Here is a 15,912-nt window from a genome sequence, read left to right on the forward strand (position 1 = left end):
TTCGCGTGCCTGCGTCCCACCCTCTCGGCCACGCCCCGGCGGCGCGGCCGTCCCTGGGCATCCAAGGGCCGGTCGTCGCCTTCCAGGACCCGTGGTCGGGCGCCGCCTCGGACACGATCATGCGCACCGGAACCGGCATCCCGATCCCTTCGCAGGATGCGGCGCCCACCCCCGGCGAGTTCGTGGAGGCACTGCGCGAGCTCGGTGCCGACTTCTACGTGCACCACGTCGTTCCCACCGCGCGCGATCACGCGGCACTGCTGCGCGACCTCGACGATGCCGGGATCGACGTCGTGCTGGGCAACGAATACGGCAACATCAACGGCCCGTATGCCGAGGGCACCAACCGCTACGACGTGCCGACGGAGCTGGTTCGGGATGCCGCGGCCTCGGGCCGGCTCGCCGGCGTGCTGTACGACGAGCCCGAGCACCTCCAGATCCACGCCGACCAGTACCGCACGGACGCCCACCTGCCCCATTTCGGGCAGACCGACGGGCTCGGCGCCGAGGACGCGGTCGCCATGATCGACGCCACGGTCCGGTGCATCGTGCACGATGTCGACGCCGCCGTCGCCGACTCCGGGGCCGCGGCGGTGCCGGTGCTGGCGGAGCAGGTGTTCCCGGTGATGTTCCACACCCTCGCGCGGGCCGGGATGACGCCGGCGCCCAAGGTGATGAAGGAGTCCTTCCAGCCTCTGCAGCTGGGCACGGCGCTCGGCGCGGCGCGGCAGTACGACCGCGAGCTCTGGATCTGCGCCGACCTGTGGGGTCCCGACATCGGCCCGTGGCTGACGCGCGCCCCGGGCTTTCCCGGCCACTCCCCCGCCGAGTTCGCCTCCGCGCTGCGGCTCGCCTACCTGTTCGGGCCCACCCGGCTGTTCGTCGAGAACATCGACGTGCTGGTCCGCCATCGCGGCGGGGGCGCCTTCGAGCGCACTGCCCACGGCGAGGTGTGGCGGGAGTTCGTGCACGACTTCGTGCCGCGGCATCCGCTGCGCTGGAGCCATCGCGACGCGCGCGCCGACATCGCGCTCGTGCACGCCGACGACAGCGACTTCGGGCGGGGTCACCGGCCGTTCGGCAACCGCGGAGCGACGGCACCCGCCACCTCGCGCAGCGTCTTCGCCGCCTGGCACGCGCTGAGTCACGGTCAACTCCCCGATCACGGCAGCTGCCTGCACATCCCGGGCTACGACTTCCCCCGCCATCAGCTGAACGCGGTCGAACGATCACACTTCCCGCTCGAGGCGGGAGCCACCGCGCAGACGCACCTGCACGGTCTCTTCCAGGCGACGCGGAGCGTTCTCGTGTTCGACGAGCATGTATGCGCGGATCAGTTGACGGATGCCGGCCTCATCGTCGTCGCCGGCAGCAGGCTGCCGCGGGCCACGGTCGGCGCACTCCGCGCCCGGGCGCAGGCGGGTGCGACGGTGCTGATCGCCTCCTGGCTCTGCCCTGCTGACGACACGGCAAGCGGACCGGTGGGACGGGGCAGCTGGGGGGTGTACGACAGCTTCGCCGACGATGATGCGCAGGAGGCGATCGCCGCCCACGCCGGCCCGCCGGACGTCTGGACCCAGCGCTTCGGCGACGTCGAAGTGCGGATCCGTGCGGCAGACACGGGAGGCGAGACGCTCGACTTCGAGATTGCTGACGCCGCGCGCCCGCGGATCGGCTGAGCCGCGGCATCCGACATTCCGTCTTGCAATTGGTCAACCGGTTTGCCACAATAGCTGGCGTAACCCACCTCGATCACCGTCGATGAGCAGGAGTCACCGTGGACCAGAATCAGACCGTCGCCGACGCGCCGCCCGTCGCGCGTTCCGCGATCCGGAAGGTGTCGACACGTCTCGTGCCGTTCGTGGCGCTGATGTTCTTCATCAATTACCTCGACCGCACCGCGATCGGCTTCGCCGCCCCCAACGGCATGAACGAGGACCTCGCACTCAGCGCCGCCCAGTTCGGGTTCGCGTCCGGTGTCTTCTTCATCGGCTACATCCTGCTCGAGGTGCCCTCCAACCTGGCTCTGCACAAGTTCGGCGCGCGACGCTGGCTCTCCCGCATCATGGTCAGCTGGGGCATCGTCGCACTGCTGTTCACGTGGGTGCAGAACTTCGAGCAGCTCGTCGTGCTGCGCTTCCTGCTCGGCGTGGCCGAGGCCGGGTTCTTCCCCGGGGCGATCCTCTTCCTCAGCCTGTGGGTGCCCGCGCAGTACCGCGGCCGCATCCTCATGCTCTTCTACCTCGCGCAGCCGCTCACGACCGTCATCGGCGCCCCGCTCGCCGGCTGGCTCATCCAGCAGCACGGCGCCTTCGGCCTTGAGGGCTGGCGCTTCATGTTCCTCGGTGTGGCGATCCCCGCCATCGTCGTCGGCGTCATCGCCTGGTTCTACCTCAAGGACAAGCCGGCCGATGCGAAGTGGCTGACGCGCGACGAGCAGGTCTGGCTCACCGACGCCCTGCAGAAGGAGACGTCGGCGACGCAGAAGAAGGAGCACGGCCACGTCTCGGCGCGCTTCGCCTTCAAGAGCGGACGCGTGTGGGTGCTCTCGTTCATCTACTTCGGCTTCATCTACGGCCTCTACGCGCTCGCCTTCTTCCTGCCGACGATCATCGAGGGCTTCCAGTCGCAGACGGGCCAGACCTTCGACACGCTGCAGAAGGGCCTCATCACCGCGATCCCGTACCTGCCGGCCGCGATCGTCATGTACTTCTGGTCGCGCGACGCGTCCAAGCGAGGCCTCAAGACGTGGCACATCGCGGGTCCTGCGATCGCCGGTGCGATCAGCATCCCGCTCGCGCTCTTCGCCGGCTCACCCGCGGCGACCATCGCGGTCATCACCATCACCGCGTGCGCGATCTTCGCCGCCCTGCCGAACTTCTGGACGCTGCCCACGCGCTTCCTCACCGGGGCCGCCGCGGCCGCGGGTGTCGCGCTGATCAACACGATCGGCAACCTGGCGGGCTTCTCCGCGCCGTTCGTCACCGGCGCCGTGCACGACTGGACCGGCGGGTACGAGGTGCCGATGTTCATCGTCGGGTTCGTCATGCTCGTGTCGGCGGTGCTCATGGTGCTGCTCGCGCGCAGCAACCGCATCAACCCGGTCACCGTCGACGAGACGGCGACCCCGACCGCGGCCGCGACCGGCGCTGCCGGGACGGACGCGGCGGCGACCGACGCGCCGGCCGTCGATGCGGCCGCCCTGCGTGCCGCGGCCGACCCGAAGGGCGACGCACGATGACGCGATTGTGGAACGAGCCGGCCGACTTCGCCGATGAGATGATCGACGGCTTCGTCGCGGCGAGCGGGCGCCACGTGCGCCGCGTCCCCGGCGGCGTCGTGCGGTCGACGACCTCGCCCGCGGGGCAGGTAGCCGTCGTGATCGGGGGCGGTTCGGGCCACTACCCGGCGTTCGGCGGGCTCGTCGGTCCCGGCCTCGCGCACGGCGCGGCGATGGGCAACCTCTTCGCCTCGCCCTCGACGCAGCAGGTGCACGCGGTCGCGAAGGCCGCCGACAACGGCGGCGGTGTGTTCTTCACCTACGGCAACTACGCCGGCGACGTCCTCAACTTCGACGCGGCGCAGGAGCGCCTCCGCGCCGAGGGCATCGCGTGCGAGACGGTCACGGTGACCGATGACATCTTCAGCGCCACGGCCGACGAGAAGCACAAGCGCCGCGGCATCGCCGGCGACCTCACGGTGTTCCGCATCGCGGGTGCGGCCGCCGCGGCCGGCGCGGACCTGGCCGAAGTCACCCGGCTTGCCCAGCACGCGAACGAGCGCACGCGCTCGTTCGGAGTCGCCTTCACCGGCTGCACGCTGCCCGGCGCCGATCACCCCCTGTTCACGGTTCCCGAGGGCCGAATGGCGATCGGCCTCGGCATCCACGGCGAACCGGGCGTCGACGAGACGGGCATCCCCACGGCCGACGGTCTCGCGGAGCTGCTCGTCGAGAAGCTCCTCGCGGAGGTGCCGGAGGGGGTCGACGCGGTCCGGGGGGCCCGCGTCGTCCCGATCCTCAACGGCCTCGGCTCGTTGAAGTACGAGGAGATGTTCGTCGTCTACCGGCGCATCGCCCAGCTGCTGACGGATGCCGGGATCGAGATCGTCGACCCGCACGTCGGCGAGTACTGCACCAGCTTCGACATGGCCGGCACCTCGCTGACGCTGTTCTGGCTCGACGACGCGCTGGCGTCGCTGTGGGAGTCCCCCGTCGACACTCCGGCCTACCGGCGGGGATCGGTCGCACCGCAGGAGCGGTCGGATGCGGCGGCCACGGCCGACATCGCCGACGTCATCGAACCCGGCGACGAGGCATCCCGTGCCGTCGCCATCACCGTGCTGGCCGCTGTGCGCACGATCGCCGAGACCGTGGACGTCCACGCCGACGAGCTCGGCCGGCTCGATGCGATCGCCGGCGACGGCGACCACGGCATCGGCATGCAGCGCGGTTCGCACGCCGCACTGGCCGCCGCCGAGACGGCGGTGGCTGCCGGAGCCGGCGCCCGCACCACGCTCACGCGGGCTGCCGACGCATGGGCGGACAAGGCCGGCGGAACCTCGGGTGCGCTGTGGGGTGTGATCCTGCACGCGATCGCGGCGAAGCTGGGCGACGAGGGCCGGCCCGAGGCACCGGCGGTGGCGGCCGGCGTCGCGGCCGGATCACGCGGCGTCACCGACTACGGCAAGGCCGAGGTCGGCGACAAGACGCTCGTGGACGCGCTCGTGCCCTTCACCGCGACGCTGACCCAGGCCGTCGACGCGGGTGCGAGTCTCACCGACGCGTGGCGGAGTGCCGCGGATGCCGCGACCCGCGCCGCCGCGGCGACCGCCGACCTGCTGCCGCGCATGGGTCGCGCCCGGACGCACGGCCAGAACAGCGTGGGCACGCCGGACCCCGGCGCGATCTCGCTCGCGCTGATCGTGACCGCCATCGGAGAAACACTCGCCGGCGACATCGCCGGCACCGCAACCGTCGAGACCGCAATGAAGGAGAACGCTCATGGCACAGCCTGAGACCACCCAGCCCCTGCGCATCGTGATCGGGGCCGACGACGCCGGCTTCGACTACAAGGAGATCCTCAAGAAGGACCTCGAGCAGAATCCCGGCGTCGCCTCCGTCGTCGATGTGGGCGTGGACGCCGACGGCCACACCCCGTATCCGCGGGTCGCGATCGAGGCGGCCCAGCAGGTCGCGGCCGGCACGGCCGACCGTGCGCTGCTGATCTGCGGCACGGGCCTGGGCGTCGCGATCGCGGCGAACAAGGTGCCCGGCATCCGCGCCGTCACCGCCCACGACTCCTACTCCGTCGAGCGCGGTGTGCTCTCCAACAACGCACAGGTGCTCACGATGGGCCAGCGCGTCGTCGGCGTCGAGCTCGCCCGGCGGCTCGTGCGCGAGTGGCTGACCTACCGCTTCGACACGTCGTCGGCCTCGGCCGAGAAGGTCGCCGTCATCGACCAGTTCGAGACCACGGGCTCCTGCTGATGTCTGCGCCGGTCACGGTCGGGGTGAGCCTGAAGACGTACTTCGGGCACGAGCGGGCGCGCGCCTGGTTCGCCGAGGTGGCGACGCGCGCGGCCGCGCACCCCGCCGTGACCGCCGGCGACGTGCAGTTCTTCGTCATCCCGACCTACCTGCAGATCCCGGCTGCGCTGGACGCCTTCGCCGGCACCCCGGTGCTGGTCGGCGCGCAGGACGTCTCGGAGTTCCCGCCGGGCGCGTACACCGGCGAAGTCACCGCCGCCGAGCTGGCCGAGGTCGGCGTCGCGGTCGCCGAGATCGGGCACGCCGAGCGCCGCCGGCTCTTCGACGAGACCGACGGCATCACCGCGGCCAAGGCCGCCGCCGCGCTCGCGCACGGCATCACGCCGGTGCTGTGCATCGGCGAGGCCGAGCGGCTGGGCAGTTCCGCCGCAGCGCTCGCAAACGTCGCGCAGCTCGCGGCCAACCTCGCGCACGTTCCCGCCGGCGCGATCATCGTCGCCTACGAGCCGGTGTGGGCCATCGGCGCGGCCGAGCCCGCTCCCGACGACCACATCGCCACGGTGACCCGCGCCCTCCGCGGCGCGGTCGACGCCGACCCGGCCCGTGCCGGCAGCGTCGTCATCTACGGGGGCTCCGCCGGACCCGGGCTGCTGACCCGCCTGGGCGACAGCGTCGACGGCCTGTTCCTCGGCCGCTTCGCCCACGATCCTGACGCCCTGGTCGCCGTGCTCGACGAGGCCGCGGCGTTGGCCGCCCTTCGTCTCGGTCGCCGGCGCTCCCTCGCTCAGGGACCGGATCGTGGGTCGGTCCGGTCGGGCGGGGAGCCCGCACCCGAAGCCCGGTCGCTGAGCGAGCGCCAGCGAGACGAAGCGCGGTCACTCAGCGAGCCCGCACCCGAGACCCGGTCGCTGAGCGAGCGCCAGCGAGACGAAGCGCGGTCATCCAGCGAGCCCGCACCGGACACCCGGTCGCTGAGCGAGCGCCAGCGAGACGAAGCGTCTCCCCCCAGCGGCGGGCGGACGAAGGCATGATCGGCCTCGGCACCTACGCCTTCTTCTGGCAGCACTCCGATCGGGTGCCCCAGCCCCTGTCGCTCGTCGGCGCCTTCGAGGCGACCCGGGCGCTGGGCGTCGACCTGTTCCAGATCTGCGACTACGCCCCGCTGGAGTCGATGAGCGACGCCGAGCTGACGGATGCCGCAGCCGCCGCCCGCGACCTGGGCATCACCATCGAGCTCGGCACGAAGGGCATCGAGCCCGACCGGCTCGCCCGCTTCCTGGATCTCGCCGGCGTCTTCGAGGCACGGCTCGTGCGCAGCATGCTGTACTCGCCCGACACCCGCCCCACGCTCGCCCAGGCCGAGGAGTGGCTGCGCGTCGCACTGCCGGCGTACGAGGCATCCGGAGTGGATCTCGCCCTCGAGACGTACGAGCAGGTCGCAACCGCCGACCTCGTCGCCCTCGTCGAGCGCATCGACAGCCGACGGCTCGGCATCTGCCTCGACCCCGCGAACGTCGTCGCTCGCCTCGAGCTCCCGCGCGACTGCGTCGAGGCCACGGCGGCGCACGTGAAGAACGTGCACGTCAAGGACTTCGCCTTCGCCCGGCAGGACGGCTGGGTCGGCTTCACCTACGGCGGCGCGCCGATGGGCGAAGGCCTGCACGACTACCCCCACCTGCTCGACACCGTCCGGCCCCGCGAGCTGGGACCCGTCAACGAGATCGTCGAGCACTGGCTGTCCTGGCAGACAGACCCCGAGACCACTGTCCGCACCGAGCGGGAATGGACCCGCCGAACCATCGAATATCTGAGGAGCACGACATGAGCACCACCTCGACCGAGACGTACAAGATCGCCGTCGTCGGCGCCGGCGGCAAGATGGGCATGCGCGTGTCCGACAATCTCGTCAGGACGGCCCACCAGGTCGCGTACGTCGAGAACTCGCCCGCGGGCCAGCAGCGCACGATAGACGCGGGCCGTGAGCTGACGGATGCCGCCACCGCCGTCGCGGACGCCGACATCGTCGTCCTCGCCGTGCCCGACCTCGCGCTCGGGCCCGTCACCGCCGACCTGGTGCCGCAGCTGAAGGCCGGCGCGATCGTCCTGACTCTCGACCCGGCGGCCGCGTATGCCGGGCTGCTGACCACGCGCGAGGATGTCATCCAGGCCGTGGCACACCCCTGCCACCCGTCGATCTTCCTGCAGCGCCAGACGCCCGAGGAGTGGGCCGACACCTTCGGCGGCATCGCCGCGCCGCAGGACGCGATCGCCGCCATCGAGTCCGACGACCCGGAGAAGCAGGCGATCGTCGAGGCGACCGTCCGCGCCATCTACGCGCCCGTGATCGACGTCCACTGGGTCACCATCAAGCAGCTCGCGCAGCTCGAGCCGACCCTCGTCGAGACCGTCGCGTGCATGATCGGCGCCCTGCTCAACGAGGCCCTGCAGGAGGCCGTGAACACCATGGGCGTTCCCGAGGCGGCGGCCCGCAGCATCCTGTACGGCCACACGCAGGTCGCCCTCGCCAACGGCCTGCGCGGCGACAACCCGTTCTCGGACGCGTGCCTCATCGCGATGGACTACGGCCGCGAGAGCATCATCAAGGAAGACTGGAAGAAGATCTTCCGCGACGACGAGCTCGACAAGAACCTCGCGCGCATGCTGCACCTGGACAGCATTGAACGCTGAGCGCTCTCGCGCTGAGCAAGTATCGAGCGCTGACCACGAGACCGAGTACCGAGGAGAATCCGTGTCACGACTTCAGGGAAAGACCGCGCTCGTCACCGGGTCGGGCACCGGCATCGGCCGCGCCGTCGCGGAGCGGTTCGCCCGTGAGGGTGCGCGCGTCGTCATCGCCGACCGGGATGCCGCTGCGGCGAGCGAGACGGCGGACGCCATCGGCCCGTCCGCCCGGGCAGCGGTGATGGACATCTCCGACGAGGCATCCGTCGAAGCGGCCTTCGGTCTGCTCGGTGCCGAGGGCTGGGCGCCCGACGTCGTCGTCGCCAATGCCGGCGTGCAGCTGTTCGGCAAGGACGCGGCCGTCGCCGACCTCGACCTCGACGTGTGGAGGCGCACGATCGACATCAACCTGACCGGCACGTTCCTCACGGTCAAGCACGCCGTCCGTTCGATGCTCGAGTCCGGTGGCGGCTCGATCATCCTCACCGGCAGCCCGACCGGCATCAACGGCGAGGGCCGCGACTTCACGGCCTACAGCGCGTCGAAGGCGGGGATCCACGGTCTCGGACGCACCGTCGCGGCGGCCTACGCCGATCGCGGCATCCGGGTCAACACCGTCGTGCCGGCGTATACCGAAACGTCGCTCGTCACCACCATCACGAGCGACCCGGAGGCGCGTGCGGCGATCATCGGCCGCATCCCGATGGGCCGCGCCGGCGCGCCGCAGGACGTCGAGGGCATCATGGTGTTCCTGGCATCGGATGACGCCGCGTTCGCCACCGGCGCGCTGTTCGCGGTCGACGGCGGCATGACGATCTGACCCATGCCCCCTCCTGATCCCTCTCCCCTCCCGGTTCATCCGTCGCATATGTACGCGCAGGGGGCGGATTCATGTACTTATACGACGGACGAACCGGGAGGGAGGGGACGAGGATGGAGAGCATGAGCGACGTGTGGAGCGGCGCACCCGCGACGGTGTGGCGGAGCGGAGCGTGGTCGCTCGAGCTGCGCGACGACGAGTTCGCCGACATCGCCTACGAGGGTCGTGTCGTGCTGCGATCGGTGCGCGCCGTGGTGCGCGACCGCAACTGGGACACGGCCGGCCTGGTGGTCGACCGCGTCGCCGAGTCCGACCTCGCGCTGACGCTGCACGTGCACTCGAGCGGCCTCGGCTCGGAGCTGCGCGGGATCGTCCGCGCCGAGGTGCGGAGCCCCGGTCGGCTGCGGGTGCTCACCGACCTCGAGTCGGCGACGGAGTTCGCGACCAACCGCACCGGGCTCGTCGTGCTGCACCCGCCCGGCCTCGCCGGGTCGGCGCTCCAGGTGCGTCACCCGGACGGCTCGGTCGCGGCATCCCGCTTCCCCGTCGACATCAGCCCGCACCAGCCGGCACTCGACATCGCGGGACTGGCGTGGCCGCGCGACGGCCTCGACGTCGCCGTGCGCTTCACCGGCGACGTCTTCGAGATGGAGGACCAGCGCAACTGGACGGATGCCTCGTACAAGACGTACAGCCGTCCGCTCGCGCTGCCCTTCCCCTACACGCTCGCCGCCGGTGAGCGGGTCGTGCAATCGATCGACATCGAGGTGTCGGGAGCTCCCACGGCCGCGGCGCCCGATCTCGTGGCCCGCATCCGGCTCGAGGAGGGGCCGCCGCTCCCCGCGATCGCCGTATCGGCGGCGACCGCGCCCGATCCCGCGCCCAGCACGGCGATCGCCGACGGACCGTGGCCGGCCGCCGTTCTCGTCGAGCTCGACGTCGCCACGCGGAACTGGCGCGCCGCGCTGGCGCGGGCCGCGGCATCCGCTCGTCCTCTCGATGTGCGCTTCGTGCTGGCCGATGGAGACCCCGCCGCGATCGACGACGCCGTGCGCGCTCTGCGCGGCCTCCCGATCGCGCGCGTCACGGCGTTCTGGCCGAGCGGTCCGGCGCGGCACGTGTCCGACCTCGAGGCGATCGGCCTGCTGCGGCATGGGCTGACCGAGGCGGGCATCGAGGCGGAAGTCGTCGGAGGCGTGCGCTCGCATTTCACCGAGCTCAACCGCGAGCACCATCGCCTCCCTCGCGGGCTCGCGGGCATCGTGTTCAGCGTGACGCCGCTGTTCCACAGTCTGAGCACGGCCCAGCTGGTCGAGTCGCTGCCGATGCAGCGACTGGTCGCCACGCAGGCGACCGCGATCGCTGCCGGGCTTCCGGTGCACATCGGGCCGATCTCGCTGCGTCCCCACTTCAACGATGTGGCGACGACTCCCCCGCCGATGCCCACGCACGACGACCTGCGGGATGGCTACGGCTCGGCACTGCTCGACGCGGTCGACGTCCGGCAGTCGGCACCCCAGCTCGCCGCCTGGGCGGTCGCCAGCGCGGCCGCCCTCGCCGTGCCCGGCGTCGCCACCCTGGCGTACTTCGAGGAATGGGGGTCGCGCGGGGTGCGGACGACGGACGGATCGGCGCGTCCCGTGTTCGACGCCGTCACCGCGCTTGCCGGGATGGCCGGCGCAGCGGGCCTTCGCGGCGATTCGCCCGACGGCCTCGTGTGGGCGCTCGGCGCCCGCGGCGCCCGCACCGCCGACGGCGACACGGTGCTCGTCGCGAACCTCGACGTCCGCCCGCGTCAGGTCGAGGTGACCCTCCCGGGTGGCGAGACCCGCACCGCCGAGGTGCCCGCCGGCCACTTCACCCGCCTCTGAACCCGTCTCCTCCTCGGCGTTCAGGGGTCACGACACGCCGCTAGGCCGGCGCCGACACCACGACATGCGCCCCCCGAACCTCGGGGCCCGCGGTTCAAGGGTCACGACACGCCGCTACGCCGGTGCCGAAGCCACGAAAACCCGGCACCCGAATGCCCGACCGGGGTCAGGCCTCGCGCCAGACCCGCACGTCCCAGGGTGCGAGCTCGACCTCTGTGCCGGCCCGGTGGACGGCGTCGTCGAGGACGGATGCCACGTCCCCGGCGAGCGACACGGTTCGGGGTTCCGGCGACCAGTTGTGCACCACCCAGACGCACCCCTGGGCGCCCGCCAGCGAGTGCGCGGTGACCGTCGCCGCCCGCTCCGGCAGCGGGCCGGCGAGCGACGCCGGGCCTGCGGCATCCTTCACCACGTCAGCCAGCGTCGCCCGGTCGAGCAGCGTGCCGACCGTCGTGATCGAGCCCGCACCGACGTCGCGGCGGGTCACGGCCACCCAACGCCCGAACAGCGGATGCCGATACCCGAGCAGCACCTCGGCTCCGTCGACCTCGAGCCCGTCGACCTCGAGCCCGTCGATCCAGCCCGCCGCCTGGCCGACGACGACGCCGTCACGCACGACCTCGACCGGCTCGGCGAGCGCCGTGAACTCTCGGTAGCCGACGCCGGCCGCCGCTCCGAGGATCGCAGGCGCCCGCGCGGCCCGCATGCGGCCCTCGTCGTCGCCGTAGCCGGTGCGCGGGCCGATCACGAGCCGCCCGCCCCGTCGGGCGTACTCGACGAGCGTCTCGAGGGTCGGATCGGATGCGGCGATGAGCCCCGGCACGACGAGCACCGGGTAGCGCCGCACGAGCTCGCCCGCGTCGGGCAGCTGCCGGTCGTTGAGGAAGCCCACCTGCAGTCCGGCGTCGATCGCCGCGCGGCCGAAGGCGCCCACGATCCGCGCATACGAGCCGCGATCGCCCACGCCGGCAGCGCCGGGAAGCGGCGGCTCGAACGACATCATCCACTCGCTGTCGTGCGCGTACATGAGCCCGACATCGGCGTCGGGTTCGGCATCCGTCAGCCACGGCGCCGCCGCGGCGAACTGCCGGCCGATCGCGGCGACCTCGGCATGGATGCGCCCCGGCTCGAGGTCATGACCGAGGATGCCGCCCCAGTGGACCTCTGCGCCCGAGTGCAGCGTGTGCCAGTGCCAATACGACACGAGCCGCGCTCCGCGGGCCACGAGCAGCCACGCCGCCTGAGCGAGCTGCCCGTCATACGGCGGGCGGGTGAGCGACGCCGGCCCGATGGACGCGGCCCCGGTCTCGGTGACGAGGAACGGGCCCTGCCGAGTGGCCCTCATGCGGTCGGCCATGAGCACGAGCTGCGGCACGTCGTCGGCGTACCACTGGCCGCCCGCGCCCTCGCGTTCGAGGTCGAGCGCGTCCTGGGCGAGGTAATAGGCGTTGCCGCTGGCGATGTCCAGCCGCGCGCCGACCGCGACGTCGTCCATCGCGGGCCGCTGGTAGGCGATGCAGGTCGTCAGGAACGTGTCGTCGGCCACGAGCGGACGGACGAGGTCGGCCTGCCATCCGATGAAGTCGGCGGTCAGCTCGGCCTGGAACCGCCGCCACGCGAGGTCGTACGCGGGGGTCGTGTTGCCCGCCGGTGCCCAGAGCTCTTCCCAGTCCGAGATGCGGTGCGACCAGTACGTGAGGCCCCACGCGCGGTTGAGCGTGTCGACATCGCCATAGCGGTCGGCGATCCAGTCCCGGAAACGCGTCACGACGTGCTCGTTGTGGATGAGGTGCAGTCCGGCCTCGTTGTCGAGCTGGACGCCGATGACGGCCGGGTGCCGGCCATGGCGGCCGACGACGGCGCGGATGACGCGCTCCGCGTAGCCACGAAACAGCTCCGACGTGTAGTCGATCTCCTGCCGGCCGCCCCACGGCACGCTCGTGCCGTCCTTGCGCACGACCGCGAGCTCCGGGTGTGCGCGCGCGAGCCAGGGCGGCACGGCGTACGTGGGAGTGCCGAGGATCACGTCGATCCCGTGCGCATGCGCCGCGTCGAGTACGGGCGTCAGCCACTCGAGGTCGAACTCGCCGTCACGCGGCTCCCACGTGGACCAGACCGATTCGCCGACTCGGATGCAGGTGATCCCGGCATCCGTCATCAGTCGCAGGTCCGTCTCCAGGCGCGCTGCGCGGTCGTCGGCACCGCCGGGGAGGTACTCGTTGTAGTACGCCGTTCCGAGGCGTGGGCCGCCCTGCCAGGATTTCAGACGATCGGATGCCGCGGCTCCGCCCTCGGCGGGCGCCCCCGGTTCGTGCGAACCCGCCACGGGTCAGCCCGCCACGCGGGTGATGCGCAGCGCGAGCGCCTGGCCGGCGGGCAGCTCGATCGGCACGGAGGCCCGATCGTAGGCGTCGTTGCGCTGCACGTCGTCGAGCGCGAAGCGCCGGCCGACGGGCGTGACCGTCATGTTCCAGGTGTCGATGATGTCGACCTCGAACGTGTCGCCCGGCTCCGGCCGCTCGCCCGGGAACCCGATCGGCAGCCGGAAGTCCCATGTCGCCGGTGCCGACCGGCCGAGGTACTGCACGTACAGCCGGCGCGGGATGCCGGCGACATAGGCCGGGTCATCCCACTTGTCGATGGGATCGAGGCCTGCCCCGTCCACCTCTTCGAGGACGCGGCGGAGGAAGGCCAGCCGTGCCGGCGATTCGCCCCGCAGCGGGCCGCCTTCGACCATGTGGAGGCTTCCCGACTCCGTCACGAAGCTCTCGCCGTGCGAGGCATAGCACCCGGCCACGGTGGTGACCCAGAACTGGTGCACCAGTTCCTCGGCGCTCAGGTGGCCCCACCGGTCGGGGATGTCGCCCTCGTACTTGATCTCGTCGAGGACGACCGGCTTGCCGTATACGTCGCGGTAGAGGTTGGCGCGGCCGAAGTCCGTGGTGGCCGAGCCGTTCTGGAGGGACGCGTGGGTCACCCACGGCTGGTTGTTGTCGTACAGCTCGATCCAGTTGTGGATGGACCGCAGGTGGTCGTACGGATCGATCTCGGCCAGCAGCGCGCCGGTGCGATCCCAGCGCTCGGCGGGGCGCTCGAGCTGATCGAATTCGTTGCAGAGCGACCACCACACGTGCGGATACGCCGCAAGTCGCGCCACGAGGTAGCGGAGGTAGACGGCATCCTCCTCCTCGGTGAGCTCGTTCAGACCGAACTGCCCGCGGTCGTAGGCGTTGTAGATCAGCACGTCGGCCTGGATGCCGCGCTCGCCGAGCAGCTCGACGGCACGGTCGAGGCGCTGGAAGAAGGCCGGCACGGGCTTGGTCACGTCCCAGCGGCCGTCGGTCTTCTCGAAGGGCATCAGCTCCGGCACGTGCTCGATGTAGCCCCCGCCCTGCGGGAAGACCATGAACCGGAACTTGTTGAAGCCGGCCTCCGCGATCGCATCCACGGTGGACGAGAACAGCGGATCCTCCTGGTGCAGCCAGTTGTACGCGGTCGCGCCGACGGGGCGGAACGGCGTGCCGTCGGCGTGCGCGAAGTGGAAGCGGTGCGCGACGCGGACCGGCCCGTGATCGGTGCCGCGCGCGACCTCGAACGTGCCGGATCGCCCGGCGAGTTCGGCATCCGTGCTCTCGCTCGTCCACGACCACTCACCTTCCCGGTCGGGCGCGAACCGGACCCGGTAGGTGCTGCCGCCGTCCCAGAAGCCGGGCACGACCCGTTCGGCACCCGACTCCGTGTGCCGGGCCTGCAGCGTGAGGGGTGCGCGGTCTGCGGGGATGCGATCCGCTCCCTCGAAGGTCAGCTCGATCGGCCGGTAGAGCTCGGATCGGGGGGCACGAAGCTCAGAGGACACGGGATTCTCCTTCGATGTCGTGTCGGTCAAGGTCGTTCGCTTTCATACGGCGTCTCCCGCTCCTTCTCCCCCTCCCCCTGTGTTCGGAGAGAGGGGCGGGTCATGGGGCGCGGCGCGAGCTCTCACGCACGATGAGCTCCGGGGCGAAGACGCGCTGGGCGGCGGCGTCTGCGCGCGGCGCGGCGCTCCTCTCGCCATGCGCCGGCGCCGTCACTGCCGAAGCGCCGGCCTGGTGCTCGATCGCGTCGAAGAGGAGGTCGACGGCCGCGGCGCCGATGTCGCCGTGGCGGGCACGGACGCTTGTCAGCGGGATGAGGGATGCCTCGGCGAACTCGTTGTCGTCGTAGCCGACGAGGGCCACCTCGCCGGGCACCGAGACGCCGCGGGCGACCAGCGCCTGCAGTATGCCGAGGGCGAGCACGTCGTTGGCGGCGAACACACCATCGGGGCGGTCGGCAGCAGGGCGGGCGGCCAGAGCGGCGCCCACGGCACGGCCGGCCGCGATCGAGCGCTCCGCGACCTCGATGACCTCCGGGCCGCCGACGTCCGGACGCGCATCCGTCGCCTGCCGCACGCCGGCGAGCCGGTCGGTCACCTGCTGCACCGGCAGTGGGCCGCCGACGAAAGCGAGGCGACGGCATCCGTTCTCGATGAGGTGCTCGGCCGCCTGGCGCCCGCCCGAGACGTCGTCGATCGACACCGACGGCTGACTCTCGTCGCCCGCACGGCGGCCGACGAGCACCGACGGCGTGCCGCGCTCGCGCATCGCGGCCAGCCGGCTCTCGATCGGCTCGAACGACGACACCAGCAGTCCGCGCACCTGCCGCTGCTCGAAGGCCTCGAGATACGCGTCCTCCCGCTCGCGGTCGCCGTGGGAGTGCGCGAAGAAGACGGTCATGCCGAGCCGCTCGGCACGGTACTCGACCTCTTGCGCGATCTCGCTGAAGTGCGGGTTGCTCACATCGGGCGACAGGTAGCCGATCAGGCTGCTCACCCCGAGCCGCAGCTGTCGTCCGGCACTGCTGGGGACGAACCCCAGCGCCTCGATCGCCTCCGCGATGCGCCCCGCCCGCTCGGCGGAGACGCGGTCAGGATGATTGAGGTACGCCGAGACCGTGCCGACGGCCACACCGGCGCGCGCCGCGACCTGCCGGATGCCCGGCCGCTGGCCCTGCCCCATCCCCTGTCGCGACAT

At 71.7% G+C, this 15,912-nt stretch carries 12 protein-coding genes; 9 read left to right on the forward strand and 3 right to left on the reverse strand.

Annotation, left to right across the window (positions count from 1 at the left end):
- The first annotated feature begins 5 nt into the window (after positions 1-5).
- The 9 genes from ACI3KY_RS02905 (at position 6) to ACI3KY_RS02945 (ending at position 10,861) form a co-directional block, all read left to right on the forward strand.
- Positions 6-1,679 (forward strand): hypothetical protein, encoded by a 1,674-nt coding sequence (locus tag ACI3KY_RS02905; RefSeq protein ID WP_404928699.1) that lies wholly within the window; start codon positions 6-8, stop codon positions 1,677-1,679.
- Positions 1,680-1,777: 98 nt separating this feature from the next.
- The gene (locus ACI3KY_RS02910) at positions 1,778-3,241 is read left to right on the forward strand and encodes an MFS transporter (RefSeq protein WP_404928701.1); all 1,464 of its coding nucleotides are present in this window, start codon (positions 1,778-1,780) and stop codon (positions 3,239-3,241) included.
- Positions 3,238-5,016, forward strand: a complete 1,779-nt coding sequence (locus ACI3KY_RS02915; protein ID WP_404928702.1) for a dihydroxyacetone kinase family protein — start codon at positions 3,238-3,240, stop codon at positions 5,014-5,016. The genes ACI3KY_RS02910 and ACI3KY_RS02915 overlap by 4 nt, the downstream gene beginning before the upstream one ends.
- Positions 5,003-5,488: a ribose-5-phosphate isomerase gene (locus tag ACI3KY_RS02920; RefSeq protein ID WP_404928703.1), complete on the forward strand. Its 486-nt coding sequence runs from the start codon at positions 5,003-5,005 to the stop codon at positions 5,486-5,488. Before ACI3KY_RS02915 ends, ACI3KY_RS02920 begins: the two co-directional genes overlap by 14 nt.
- Complete coding sequence (locus ACI3KY_RS02925; RefSeq protein ID WP_404928704.1) at positions 5,488-6,519, forward strand: triose-phosphate isomerase family protein; 1,032 nt, start codon at positions 5,488-5,490, stop codon at positions 6,517-6,519. Before ACI3KY_RS02920 ends, ACI3KY_RS02925 begins: the two co-directional genes overlap by 1 nt.
- Positions 6,516-7,313: a sugar phosphate isomerase/epimerase family protein gene (locus ACI3KY_RS02930; RefSeq protein ID WP_404928705.1), complete on the forward strand. Its 798-nt coding sequence runs from the start codon at positions 6,516-6,518 to the stop codon at positions 7,311-7,313. Before ACI3KY_RS02925 ends, ACI3KY_RS02930 begins: the two co-directional genes overlap by 4 nt.
- Complete coding sequence (locus ACI3KY_RS02935) at positions 7,310-8,176, forward strand: phosphogluconate dehydrogenase C-terminal domain-containing protein (protein ID WP_194412722.1); 867 nt, start codon at positions 7,310-7,312, stop codon at positions 8,174-8,176. The genes ACI3KY_RS02930 and ACI3KY_RS02935 overlap by 4 nt, the downstream gene beginning before the upstream one ends.
- A 61-nt stretch (positions 8,177-8,237) precedes the next feature.
- A complete protein-coding gene (locus ACI3KY_RS02940) occupies positions 8,238-8,990 on the forward strand; it encodes an SDR family NAD(P)-dependent oxidoreductase (protein ID WP_404928706.1) in 753 nt (250 codons plus the stop codon).
- A 122-nt stretch (positions 8,991-9,112) separates the two neighbouring features.
- On the forward strand, positions 9,113-10,861 hold the full coding sequence (locus ACI3KY_RS02945; protein ID WP_404928707.1) for a hypothetical protein: 1,749 nt from the start codon (positions 9,113-9,115) through the stop codon (positions 10,859-10,861).
- 166 nt (positions 10,862-11,027) lie between these two features.
- Here the strand turns inward: ACI3KY_RS02945 and ACI3KY_RS02950 are convergent, their stop codons facing one another.
- The 3 genes from ACI3KY_RS02950 to ACI3KY_RS02960 form a co-directional block, all read right to left on the reverse strand.
- The gene (locus ACI3KY_RS02950; protein ID WP_404928708.1) at positions 11,028-13,187 is read right to left on the reverse strand and encodes a beta-galactosidase; all 2,160 of its coding nucleotides are present in this window, start codon (positions 13,185-13,187) and stop codon (positions 11,028-11,030) included.
- A 3-nt stretch (positions 13,188-13,190) separates the two neighbouring features.
- Positions 13,191-14,717 (reverse strand): DUF4038 domain-containing protein, encoded by a 1,527-nt coding sequence (locus tag ACI3KY_RS02955; protein WP_404928709.1) that lies wholly within the window; start codon positions 14,715-14,717, stop codon positions 13,191-13,193.
- A gap of 100 nt (positions 14,718-14,817) precedes the next feature.
- Positions 14,818-15,912: a LacI family DNA-binding transcriptional regulator gene (locus tag ACI3KY_RS02960; protein WP_404928710.1), complete on the reverse strand. Its 1,095-nt coding sequence runs from the start codon at positions 15,910-15,912 to the stop codon at positions 14,818-14,820.

The organism is Microbacterium sp. ZW T2_14 (assembly GCF_044987405.1).
Classification (GTDB): Bacteria; Actinomycetota; Actinomycetes; order Actinomycetales; family Microbacteriaceae; genus Microbacterium.

Bases quoted from the DNA above. Each gene is read 5' to 3' on its own strand.
- ACI3KY_RS02915 (WP_404928702.1), top strand. From the start codon at position 3,238: ATGACGCGATTGTGGAACGAGCCGGCCGACTTCGCCGATGAGATGATC.
- ACI3KY_RS02920 (WP_404928703.1), top strand. From the start codon at position 5,003: ATGGCACAGCCTGAGACCACCCAGCCCCTGCGCATCGTGATCGGGGCC.
- ACI3KY_RS02925 (WP_404928704.1), top strand. From the start codon at position 5,488: ATGTCTGCGCCGGTCACGGTCGGGGTGAGCCTGAAGACGTACTTCGGG.
- ACI3KY_RS02930 (WP_404928705.1), top strand. From the start codon at position 6,516: ATGATCGGCCTCGGCACCTACGCCTTCTTCTGGCAGCACTCCGATCGG.
- ACI3KY_RS02935 (WP_194412722.1), top strand. From the start codon at position 7,310: ATGAGCACCACCTCGACCGAGACGTACAAGATCGCCGTCGTCGGCGCC.
- ACI3KY_RS02945 (WP_404928707.1), top strand. From the start codon at position 9,113: ATGAGCGACGTGTGGAGCGGCGCACCCGCGACGGTGTGGCGGAGCGGA.
- ACI3KY_RS02960 (WP_404928710.1), bottom strand. From the start codon at position 15,912: ATGTCGCGACAGGGGATGGGGCAGGGCCAGCGGCCGGGCATCCGGCAG.